This is a genomic window from Pseudomonas sp. NBRC 111124, assembly GCF_001320245.1.
Lineage (GTDB): Bacteria > Pseudomonadota > Gammaproteobacteria > Pseudomonadales > Pseudomonadaceae > Aquipseudomonas.
The window spans coordinates 1-11,302 of sequence record NZ_BCBA01000068.1; the positions used below are offsets into that span (position 1 = coordinate 1).

General features: G+C 66.9%; 9 protein-coding genes. 3 read left to right on the forward strand and 6 right to left on the reverse strand.

Translation table 11 applies throughout. The features are described from left to right. The first annotated feature begins 339 nt into the window (after positions 1–339). From msuE to sfnR, 3 genes are read left to right on the forward strand one after another with little or no spacing between them, the layout of a single operon-like run. Positions 340–900 (forward strand): FMN reductase, encoded by a 561-nt coding sequence (gene msuE, locus APH28_RS24520; protein ID WP_060513059.1) that lies wholly within the window; start codon positions 340–342, stop codon positions 898–900. A 9-nt stretch (positions 901–909) separates the two neighbouring features. Beyond that, positions 910–2,094, forward strand: a complete 1,185-nt coding sequence (locus APH28_RS24525; RefSeq protein WP_060513060.1) for an acyl-CoA dehydrogenase family protein — start codon at positions 910–912, stop codon at positions 2,092–2,094. Positions 2,095–2,103: 9 nt separating this feature from the next. Beyond that, the gene (gene sfnR, locus APH28_RS24530; RefSeq protein ID WP_060513061.1) at positions 2,104–3,204 is read left to right on the forward strand and encodes a sigma54-dependent transcriptional activator SfnR; all 1,101 of its coding nucleotides are present in this window, start codon (positions 2,104–2,106) and stop codon (positions 3,202–3,204) included. 125 nt (positions 3,205–3,329) lie between these two features. Here sfnR and APH28_RS24535 read toward each other — a convergent pair whose 3' ends face one another. Genes APH28_RS24535 through APH28_RS24560 form a run of 6 tightly spaced genes read right to left on the reverse strand, consistent with a single transcriptional unit; the run spans position 3,330 to position 11,117 of the window. Further along, complete coding sequence (locus tag APH28_RS24535; protein ID WP_060513062.1) at positions 3,330–4,712, reverse strand: MFS transporter; 1,383 nt, start codon at positions 4,710–4,712, stop codon at positions 3,330–3,332. Beyond that, complete coding sequence (locus tag APH28_RS24540) at positions 4,709–5,920, reverse strand: acyl-CoA dehydrogenase family protein (protein ID WP_060513063.1); 1,212 nt, start codon at positions 5,918–5,920, stop codon at positions 4,709–4,711. The genes APH28_RS24535 and APH28_RS24540 overlap by 4 nt, the downstream gene beginning before the upstream one ends. A gap of 10 nt (positions 5,921–5,930) precedes the next feature. Continuing rightward, positions 5,931–7,643, reverse strand: a complete 1,713-nt coding sequence (locus APH28_RS24545; protein ID WP_060513064.1) for an ABC transporter ATP-binding protein — start codon at positions 7,641–7,643, stop codon at positions 5,931–5,933. Beyond that, positions 7,640–8,503 carry an ABC transporter permease gene (locus APH28_RS24550; protein ID WP_060513065.1) on the reverse strand — a complete coding sequence of 288 codons (864 nt, stop codon included), beginning with the start codon at positions 8,501–8,503 and terminating at the stop codon, positions 7,640–7,642. Before APH28_RS24550 ends, APH28_RS24545 begins: the two co-directional genes overlap by 4 nt. Continuing rightward, positions 8,500–9,486 carry an ABC transporter permease gene (locus APH28_RS24555; RefSeq protein ID WP_060513067.1) on the reverse strand — a complete coding sequence of 329 codons (987 nt, stop codon included), beginning with the start codon at positions 9,484–9,486 and terminating at the stop codon, positions 8,500–8,502. Before APH28_RS24555 ends, APH28_RS24550 begins: the two co-directional genes overlap by 4 nt. Then, entirely contained in the window at positions 9,483–11,117 is a 1,635-nt protein-coding gene (locus APH28_RS24560; RefSeq protein ID WP_060513066.1) for an ABC transporter substrate-binding protein, read from the reverse strand. The genes APH28_RS24555 and APH28_RS24560 overlap by 4 nt, the downstream gene beginning before the upstream one ends. Positions 11,118–11,302 lie beyond the last annotated feature (185 nt).

An 11,302-nucleotide genomic window follows, 5' to 3' on the forward strand; every position in this document is an offset into this window, starting at 1 on the left:
GGGCGGCGCTCGATCTGAGCCCCACCACAACACTCAAGTCCACCACCTCCATGCCCAGGTGCCATCGCCCGACACGCCAAAAATAACTAAAATGCATAACAATATAAACTCTTATTCTTTTTTAACAAAACAGAGATCCGCTATAACTCGTTCAACTGTACAGCCGCCAACACCCGGCCAACTGTCTGCATCGCAACACCCGATCAACACACAACGCCCACAAGGCAACACCGGTCGCGATCAAATATTCGCAACCTGTTGATCCATAACGAATTAACGAATCGGCACGACGATTGCTCAAGCAAAGTCCCCCGCTCAACGAGAACCGGAGACCTGCCCATGAGCACCCCACTGAACGTCGTCGCCCTGTCGGGTGGTACTACCCGCCCATCGCGCACCCTCACCCTGACCGAGGCCATCCTCGCCGAACTGGGCCAGCACCTTCACATCAAGCCGCACCTGATCGAACTGGGTGACATCGCCCGGCCCCTGGGCGCCGCCTTATGGCGCAGCGAGCTCCCCGAAGCCGTGGAACAACAACTGCGCCTGGTGGAAAAGGCCGACTTGCTGGTGGTCGCCACCCCCGTCTACCGCGGCAGCTTCCCAGGCCACTTCAAGCACCTGTTCGACCTGATCGGCCAGGATGCACTGGTCGATACCCCTGTGCTGCTCGCCGCCACCGGGGGCAGTGAACGCCACGCGCTGGTGCTCGACCACCAGCTGCGTCCGCTGTTCAGCTTCCTGCAGGCCCTGACCCTGCCAATTGGCGTCTACGCAAGCCAGGCCGAACTTGCCGACTACCGGGTCTCCAGCGACGCCCTTGACGCGCGCATCCGCCTGGCTGCCGAGCGCGCCGTGCCGCTGTTCGGCGCCCACCACGCACTGCGTCAAAGCGCCTGAGGAGCCGCCATGAATGCACCTTTGCATGCGGCCCGCCCGGCACTGGCGGTCGCACGCGAACTGGCCACACAGTTCGCCCAGACCGCAGTAGAGCGCGATGAGCGCGGTGGCACGCCCAAGGTCGAACGCGATGCCCTGCGCAACAGCGGCTTGCTGTCGCTGGTGATTCCCCAGGCGTTCGGCGGCCAAGGGGCAAACTGGCACGACACCTTCGAGGTGGTGCGCGAGTTCGCCCGGGTCGACAGTTCAATTGCCCACGTGTTCGGCTTCCACCACCTCATGCTGGCCACCGTGCGCCTGTTCTCGCGCCCGGAGCAGTGGCAACCGTGGTTCGAGCAGACCGCGCGCAAGCACTGGTTCTGGGGCAACGCCCTCAACCCGCTGGACACCCGCACCGTGGTCAAGCACTTCGACGGCTGGTGCGAGTTCTCCGGCAAGAAGAGCTTCTGCTCCGGCGCCAGCGACTCGGAAATGCTGATCGCCTCGGCCGTTGACGAGCGTGCCGGCGGCAAGCTGCTGATCGCCGCGATCCCCAGCGGGCGTACCGGCATCACCCTGCACAACGACTGGAACAACATCGGCCAGCGCCAGACCGACAGTGGCAGCGCCACGTTCGAGCGGGTGCGGGTCGAGCACAGTGAGCTGCTGCTCGACCCCGGCCCGCTGAGCACGCCGTTCGCCGCCCTGCGCCCGCTGATCGCCCAACTGCACTTTGCCAACCTGTTCCTCGGCATTGCCGAAGGCGCCTTCGACGAAGCGCGCCAGTACAGCCTCAAGGAAAGCCGACCGTGGTTCCGCTCCAGCGCTGCCAGCAGCGCCGAAGACCCCTACGTGCTGCGCCACTACGGCGAGTTCTGGGTGGGCCTGGAGAGCGTGCGCCTGCTGATCGCCCGCGCCGCCCGCCAGCTCGACAGCGCCTGGGCCAAGGAGCAGGCGCTGAGCGCCGAAGAACGCGGCGACCTGGCCCTGGCCATCGGCACCGCCAAGGTCGCGGCCACGCGCCACGGCCTGGATATCTGCAACCGCCTGTTCGAGGTAACCGGCGCCCGCGCGACCCACGCCTCGCTGCGCTTTGACCGCCACTGGCGCAACCTGAGGACGCAAACCCTGCACGACCCGGTGGATTACCGTATCCACGAGCTCGGCGAGTGGGCCCTCGGCGGCAAGCGTCCCGCTCCATCCTTCTATTCCTAAGGATCGCTCATGCAACTGCTGACCCTCCCCCCGTCACCGACACTGGCTACCTCGATCAGGGCGACCGCACAGGTCTTCGAAGACCCCAGATCGCAGGCGCTGCTCGCCCACCTGCAACAGGTCGCCCCCAGCGAGGCCAGCGTCCTGATCATTGGCGAAACCGGCACGGGCAAGGAGCTGGTCGCGCGCCACATCCACAACCTCAGCGGCCGGCGCAACGGCCCGTTCATCGCGGTCAACTGCGGCGCGTTTTCCGAGTCGCTGGTCGAGGCCGAGTTGTTCGGCCATGAAAAAGGCGCCTTCACCGGCGCCCTGGCGGCCAAGGCCGGCTGGTTCGAAGAGGCCAATGGCGGCACGCTGTTCCTCGACGAGATCGGTGACCTGCCGCTGCCGATCCAGGTCAAATTGCTGCGCGTGCTGCAAGAGCGCGAGGTGGTGCGCCTGGGCTCGCGCAAGAGCATCCCGATCAATGTGCGGGTGCTGGCGGCGACCAACGTGCAGCTGGAGAAAGCCATCAATGCCGGGCACTTCCGTGAAGACCTGTATTACCGGCTGAATGTGGTGACCTTGCAACTGCACCCGCTGCGCGACCGGCCAGGTGACATCCTGCCGCTGGCCCGGCACTTCATCCGCAGCTACAGCGAACGGCTGGGCTACGGGCCGGTGGAGCTCAGCCCCAAGGCCCAGGCCAAGCTGGTCGAGTACAGCTGGCCGGGCAACATTCGCGAGCTGGAGAACGTCATTCACCATAGCTTGCTGACGTGCGGCGACGGGCTGGTGCAGGCGCAGGACCTGCGCTTGTCCAACCTGCGCCTGGAGCGCCAGGAGGAAGAGCCCGCGAACCAGGGCGTGGAGGATCTGCTGCAGCAGGCGTTCAGCCGGTTGTATGAGGAACAGCCTGGGGACTTGTACGAGAAGGTCGAGAATGCCCTGCTGCGTTCGGCCTATCACTTCTGCCATTACAACCAGGTGCATACTGCGCAATTGCTTGGGTTGTCGCGCAATGTCACACGCACCCGGCTGATTGCGATCGGCGAGCTAGTGGTGAACAAGCGTCGGGCGCAGGAGCCGCAGGTGCTGGATAACCGGGTGGTGCGGTTGTCCATTTGAGTATTCCTGTACTGGCCTCTTCGCGGGCACGCCCGCTCCCACAGGATCACCACAGGGCCGAGCCTTGTGCAATCCCTGTGGGAGCGGGCGTGCCCGCGAAGAGGCCGGAACAGGCAACACAACCATCAGCCCGCCAATCGCCGGAACACCAACCCGGACGCCCCACACACCCCAGCGCACAGCAGCATCACCGTGGCAATGTCGGCCACCGAGGTTTCACTGCGTCCGCCCAGCCCGGCCAACAGCCCCAGCATCACCCCGGCCAGACTCACCGACATGGCCATGGTCAGCTGCACCGACATCGCCGACAGCGAGCTGGCCGCCGCCGAGCGTTCACCGGGCACGTCCTGATAACTGGCCGCACCCAAGGTTGAAAATTGCAGTGAGCGCACCAGGCCTGCAGCGAACAACACCACCGCCATCAGCCAGACCCCGGTATCGCGATCAAAGCCGGCACACAGGGCAATCCCCGCAGCGCTGAGCACGGCGTTGCAACTGAGCACCCGCCGATACCCATAGCGCCGTACCAGCGGCACGGCCAGCAGTTTCATCAACAACGCCCCCACACCACCGCTGACCACCAGCCAACCGGCCGCCAGCGGGCTCATGCCAAGGCAGTTCTGCAACAGCAGCACGATCAGGAACGGCTGCGCCGCCGAACCGAGGCGAAACAGCCCGCCACCGGCCTGGGCCACGCCAAAACTGCGCAGGCGCAACAGCGAAAGATCGACCAGTGGGCTGGGGTGCCGTCGGGCATGCAGCAGGTAACCCAAGGCACAGGCAACACCGCCAGCGACCAGCGTCAGCGCCCAGGCCCACGGCAACTGCCGCAGCCCCAGCGACTCCAGGCCGAACACCAGCATCGCCAAGGCGCCTCCACTGAGCAGCAAGCCGCGCACATCCAGCGGCGGCACCGGCCGTGCCGGATAGTCCGGCACATGGCGCAGGATCAGCCAACAGCCGACCAGGCAGATCGGCAGGTTGATCAAGAAGATCCAGTGCCACGACAGCACCGTCACCAGCAGCCCGCCAAGCAGTGGCCCGATCAACGGCCCTACCAGGGCCGGCAAGGCCAGCCAGGACATGGCTTGCAGCAGCTGCTCACGGCTCGACCAGCGCAGGATGATCACCTGCCCCACCGGTGTCATCAACGCCCCCGCCGCCCCCTGCAGCATGCGCCCCAGGCACAGCTGCCAGAGTGTGTCGGCCAGGGCGCAGGCCAGCGAGGCGGCGGTGAACAAGCCCATCGCCAACAGCATCACCTGGCGCGGGCGAAAGCGCTCGGCGGCCCAGCCGCTGACCGGCACGCACAGCGCCAGCGCAAGCATGTACAGCGACACCACCAGGTTCATGCGCAGCCCCGGCTCGCCGAAATCGGCGGCCATCTGCGGCAGTGCGGTCATCACCGCCGTGCTGTCGAGCAGCTCCATGAACAGCGCAGCGCCGATGATCACCGGCACCTTCGGGCTTTGCAGGTGGCCGGCGAGCAAGGCCGGCTGGGCGGTCAAAACAGCCCCGATACAGGCGGACGAGTGCCCTTGAGCTGCCAGGCTCCGACGACCGCTGCCTTCCACTGGCGCGGGTTGTGGTTGGCCACGGTGCGAGCGTTGCGCCAATGACGGTCCAGGTTGTGTTGGCGGCCAGTGGTGGAAGCACCGCCCACATCGAACAGGGTTTCCGCCGCCTTGAGCGCCAGCTCCGCGACCAGGTACTGGGTTTGCGCCACCTCGATGGCGGCCTGCTCCACGGCCGCTTCGTCCAGCTGCGCGGCCCAGGCCCTGTCGATGGTCGCTGCGGCCTTGAGTACCAGCGCCTCGGCGCCATAAGCACGGGCGGCGATGTCGCCTACCGACAGTTCCACATACGGGTCATCTACCGAACGGCTGGCCGTGCTGTGCTTGATCGGCCGGGCATGCTCGCGGGCAAAGCGCGTGGCATCTTCCAGCGCGTTGCGGGCGATGCCGGCCAGTACGGTGCCGAGGAACAGTTGCAGGAACGGCGTGACGACGGTGCGCTTGCCCTCCTCGACGGTACGCGTGCGAATCTCGCTGGCTTCGACGCGCACATTGTTCAGGTGGGTGGTGCCGCTGGCGGTGAGGCGCTGGCCCATGGCGTCGAAATCATCGACCAGCTCCAGGCCCTCGCGGTCGCGTGGCAGGATGAACGACACCGGTTGCTCGTCCTCATCCAGCGCCACCGCGCTGACATAGTCGGCGAACAACGCGCCGGTGCTGTAGAACTTGCTGCCGTTGGCACGGAAGTGATCACCCTCGCGTACCAGGCGTGCTGCAATGGAGCCGTTGGCGCCGCCCAGTTCCCAGCCGGCATTGCCGATCACGGCGCCTTGCAGGTAACGGGCAAACCAGCGCTCGCGCTCCTGCTCGGCACCCTCGGCCTCGGCGGCCAGCAGGCCCTCGACAAAGGCAAAGCCCGGGCGCAGGGCCTGGGCCACGTTGGAGTCGACCGAAGCGATCTGCAAGAGCAGTTCGATCACATCACTGACGGTACCGCCAGGGCCGCCGTATTGGCGCGGGATACGCACGGTGTAGAGCCCGGCTGCCGCGAGCTGGGCGATGGCTTCATGGGGCAGCTGGCGTTCGCGTTCGCGCTGTGCGGCGCCTGCGCCGATGGCGGGCAACAAGGCAGCGATACGGGCCTTCAGTTGCGCAACGTCGGTCGCAGGCGTCTGGGTGGGGAAACGTTGGAATGTGGTCATGTTCAGTCCTTTAAATGGCGATTTTCCAGAGGCGGGTTTCGTCGAACAGGTCGAAGGCTTCGTGTTCCAGGTCCAGCGGTGGCACCACCAGTTCGGCGCCGCTGCCAGGCAGGCGCGGCACCGCGCCGAGCAACCGTTGGGTGTAGGGGTGGGCCGGGCGTTCGAACAGCACCTCGACCGGCGCCTGCTCCACCACCTGGCCGTGGCGCATCACCAGCACGTCGTCGCTGACATGGCGGATCACCCCCAGGTCGTGGGAGATGAACAGGTACGCCAGGCCCAGCTCGTCTTGCAGGTCCGCCAGCAGGTCAAGCACCTGGGCCTGCACCGAGACGTCCAGCGCCGAGACTGGCTCATCGCAGATGATCACCTTCGGCTCGCTGGCAATCGCCCGGGCAATCGCCACCCGCTGGCGCTGGCCGCCGGACAGCTGCAGAGGCCGACGCTCGGCAAGGTCGGCCGACAAGCGCACCTGGTCGAGCAACACGGCAATACGCGCCGGCCGGGCCGCCGCTTCGATACCGGTCACCTGCAAGGCGTCATCGAGAATCTGCGCCACGCTCCAGCGCGGGTCGAACGAGCCCAGCGGGTCCTGGTAGATCACGCTGATATCGCGGCGCAGTGGCCGGCGCAGCGCTTCGCTCACCGCATTGGCCGGGCGGTTCCACGGCTGGCCGCGATACAGCACCTCGCCCTGGTCCGGCTGCAGCAGGCCGAGGGCGATGCGCGCCACCGTGGTCTTGCCCGAGCCGGACTCGCCGACGATGCCCAGGGTGCGCCCGGCGCGTAAGGTGAAGTCGACGCCCTGCACTACCTGGCGTTCCAGCCCGTCCGGGCCAAGGTAGCGCTTGCCCAGGCCACGGCCTTCGAGCAGCACGTCGCTGTGCGCACGCACACGCGGCTCACGGCGCACACCTGCCCGCTCCGGCGACAATCGGCTGCCACGCGGATGCTCGGCCGGCACGGCCGCCAGCAAGGCCCGGGTGTAAGGGTGGCGCGGCTGACGCAGCACCTGCTGCATCGGCCCCTGCTCCACCACTTCACCGTGGCGCAGCACCACCACATCGTCAGCCAGCTGCGCGACCACCGCCAGGTCGTGGCTGATGATCAGCAGCGAAGCGCCGCGGGCCTTGATCTGCTGGAACACCTCGAGGATCTGCGCCTGCACGGTGGCGTCCAGTGCCGTGGTCGGCTCGTCGGCGATCACCAGCGCAGGGTCCAGGGCCAGGGCGCTGGCGATCAACGCACGCTGGCGCAGGCCGCCGGACAATTGCCCCGGGCGCTGACAAGCACGCAGCTCGACGTCAGGCACACCGACCCGTTCCAGCAGCTCATGCACCCGTGCGGCGCGGCGTTGGCGGTCACCGTAACGGTGGGTCTGCAGCACTTCGAGAATTTCCTTGCCCACGGGACGCAACGGGTCGAGTGACACCAGCGCATCCTGCAACACGAAGCCGATGTCCTTGCCGCGCACTTCACGCCACTGGCGCTCGCTCAGGTCGAGCAAGTCATGCCCGGCAAAACTCAGCTGACGGGCGCTCACCTGGGCTTTGGCACCGGCCAGGCCGACCAGGCTCCGCGCACTGACGCTCTTGCCCGATCCCGACTCACCGACCAGCGCCACGCAGCGGCCCGGTTGCAAGGTAAAGGACAAGTCACGCACCACGCTACGGCCCTGGAAAGCCACGCTCAGGCCTTCGACGATCAAGGTCTTGTCACTCATGGCAGGCGGCCCTCCAGGCGTTGTTGGATATAGCGGCCAGTCACGGTCGTGGCCAAGGTGGTGAGGACGATGAACAGACCGGGGAAGAAGGTCAGCCACCAGGCGTTGGCGATGAAGTCGCGGCCCATGGACAACATGGTCCCCCACTCCGGCGCCGGAGGCCGGGCGCCCAAACCGAGGAAGCTCAGCGCCGAGGCCCAGACGATGGCCTGGCCGACGCCCATGGTCAGCGTCACCACCAGTGGCCGCATCGCGTTGGGCAACAGTTGGCGCAGCACGATGCGCGAAGTCGGATGCCCCAATGCCCGCGCCGCCTCGATGTAACCGGCATTGCGCACCGCCAGCACCTGGCCACGCACCATGCGCGCGTAACCCGGCGCGCCGCCCAGCCCAGTGGCGACGATCAGCGGGCCGACGCCGCTGCCGAACACCGCCACGAACAACAGCGCCAGCACCAGGCTGGGGAAGGCGAACAGCACTTCCAGCAGCCAGCCCAGCGCACGGTCCACCCGCGCCCCGCCAAGGCCACCGAGCAAGCCGAGGGTGATGGCGATGGCCATGGAAATGGCCGTGGCCGCCACGCCGATCAGCAGGCTTTGCCGTGCGCCGTGGATGATCCGCGCAAAGATGTCACGGCCCGACTGGTCGGTGCCCAGCCAGTGCGCCCAGCTCGGCGGCTGGAAGGCGTCACGGGGAACGATGGCCAGTGGGTCGATGCGGGTGAACAGCCCCGGCAGCAGCGCCGCAAGCACCAAGGCGAACAGGAACAGGATCGCCAGGCTGGCGCCCAGTGGCGGCAGCTTCAACTGGCGTTGCCGACGCAACGGCGCGAGGCTTCGATCAAGGGTCAGGTCCGTCATGCTGCAGCCTCCTGTTGCCGTGGGTCGATCCACTGGTACAGCAGGTCGACCAGAATGTTCGCCAGTACATAACCGGCCGCCACCACCAGGCTGACACCGATCACCAAGGGCATGTCCTGAGCCTGCACCGCCTGGTACAGCTGGCGGCCAATACCCTTGCGCGAAAAGATCACCTCGCTCACCACCGCGCCGCTGATCAGCGCGCCAATGGCCCAGCCCGACAGCGAAACCCCGGGCAACAAGGCATGGCGCAGGGCGTGGCGGAAACGCACGGCCAGGTCGCTCAGGCCCCGGGTGCGGGCCGTGAGTACGAAGGGTTGTTCGAGGGTCAGCTCCAGGGATTCCCGCGTGACCTGGGCAATGAACCCGGCCAACGGAATCGCCAGCGAGAACGCCGGCAGCACCAGGCTGGCAACGCTGTCGCTGCCTGCAGGTGGGAACCAGCGCAGGCCGAAGGCGAACACCGCCAACAGCACCACGCCGAGCCAGAAATGCGGCAACGCCGCGCTGAGGGTTTCGGCCAGCGAAGCGATGCCACCAATCACCCGGCCACGCCCGGCAGTGACCACCGTCAGCAGCAGGACCAACAGCCAGGCCAGCACCAGCGCGGCAATGGTCAGTTCCAAGGTCGCCCCACCCTGCTCGGCCAGCACGCGGGTCACCGGCAGGTGCTGCGAGTAGGACACGCCCAGGTCACCTTGCAGCAGGCGCCCGAGGTAAAGCAGGTACTGCACGGCCAGTGGTTGGTCGAGGCCGAACTCTACGCGGGCGGCCTCGATCGCCTCCGGCGTTGGGTTGGCGCTGGGGCCACCGAGAATCGCCAGCACCGGGTCGCCCGGCATCAGGCGCAGGGCAAAGAACGTCAAGGTCGCCACCGCCCACAGCACCAGCACGCCGCCGCCCAGGCGGATGGCGGCGCGCCGGCCCAGGGCGGCCAGCCGTTCGCGGCGCGGGTCGGTCACCGCAAATATCGTCGTACTCATTTGTTCACCCATGCGTCATAGAGGTAGGTCACCGCCAGCGAAGGCTCCAGGCGCACGCCGTGGGCGGTCTTGTAGATGCCCAGACGCGTGCTTTGCGGGTAGGTGGTGAGTTGCAGGTACTGCGCGGCGGCCTGCTGCTGCGCCTTGAAGTAGCGCTGGCGGCGCTGATCGGCGTCCTGGGTGGCCAGGGCGCTGTCGAGCAACGCGTCATAGCCTGAGTCGGCGTAACCGGAGGAGTTCTGGTGATAACCGCCGACGCCAGCCGGCTGCACGAACGCGGTGGTGAAGATGATGCGCAGCACGTCCGGGGTGTTGGTGTTCCAGTAGCCGGTGCGGATGTCGTAGTCCCAGGCGGCTTGGCGGGCGGTGACCTGGGCGTCGCTCATCTGGTCGAGCACCAGCTCCAGGCCAGCCTGGCGGGTGGTGGCCTGTACCTGCTCCCACAAGGTCAGCTCCGACGGCGGCGTGCGCGCACCGATCAGCACCACGGCGCGCAGGCGCTGGCCGTTCTTTGTGCGGTAGCCCTCGCTGTCGCGGCGGGTCCAGCCGGCTTCGTCGAGCAGTTTGGCGGCGCGGGCCGGGTCGTAGTCCTGGCTGTGTTCGAAGTCGCCGCTGTAGAACGGCGTGGCGATGCTCAGCGGGCCACCGGCGCGGGGGAATTCGCCGAAGTACACACTCTTGAGCGCACCCTCGACATCGGCGCTGCGCACAAAGGCCTCGCGCACACGGATGTCGTCGAACGGAGCACGGCGCAGGTTGAAGGTGCCGTTGGTGGGGTTGCCCGGGCGCTGGGCGATGATCAGGTCCACGTCCGGGTTGCGCCGCGCCGCCTCGTGGGATTCCGGCGGCAGTGCTTCGATCACGTCGACCTCACCGGCCTGCAAGGAGGCGAAGCGCACCGACGGTTCCTGGATAAACTTCCAGACGATGCGCTCGAGGTAGGCCGGGCCTTGGTGCTGCGCGGTCGGTGGCGCCCAGTTGTAGTCAGGGTTGCGCACCAGCTCCACCTGGTTCTGCCGGTCCCAGCGCGCCACCTTGAACGGCCCACTGCCCACCGGGCTTTCGCAGTTTGCGTCGCGGCTGCGCAGCAGCGCGGTGGGCGACTGGATGCCAAGGAAGCCCTGGGCCAGTACTTCGAGGAAGGCCGCATAGGGCGTGGCCAACGTTACCTCGGCGGTGTAGGCGTCGATCACCTGGGTGTCGCGGTATTGGCGGATATAGCCACCGGCGGTGCTGGACTGGGTCTTGGGGTTGGCCATGTGGTCGAGGTTGGCCTTGACCGCCTCGGCGTTGAAGGGCGTGCCGTCGGTGAAGTGCACATCGCGGCGCAGGTGGAAGGTGTAGCGCAAACCGTCCGGTGAGACTTCCCAGCTGGTCGCTAGCCAGGGGCCGATCTGGCCCTGACTGTCCATCGACACCAGCGAATCGAGATACTGCTGGGCGACGAACACCTGAGGCATGTCGCCGGCCACATGCGGGTCGAGGCAAGTGGGCTCGCGGTCGGTGGCGTAGACCAGGGTGCCGCCCGCTTGCGGTGTTGTGCTTTGCGCGACGTGCTGCTCAGCTTTTTCGCAGCCGAGCAAGGCCAGTGCGGTGCAGAGCGGGATCAGGGGGAGGATGGGGGTGTTCAAGGGCGCTCCTGCGGGGACTGGGCTTTGGGAGGCCTGTTGCAGGAGTTGTGCCGGGTTCAAGGGGTTGATTTTGTTGGGGTTTGGCGAGGGTCGAGTGCTGGGGTGGGGGCAAAATGTTTGGCGGGTGTTTGGGGGGCAACAGTGTTCGTCGGAAGACGGATGGCGCCTATGAGATCGAGCGCCGC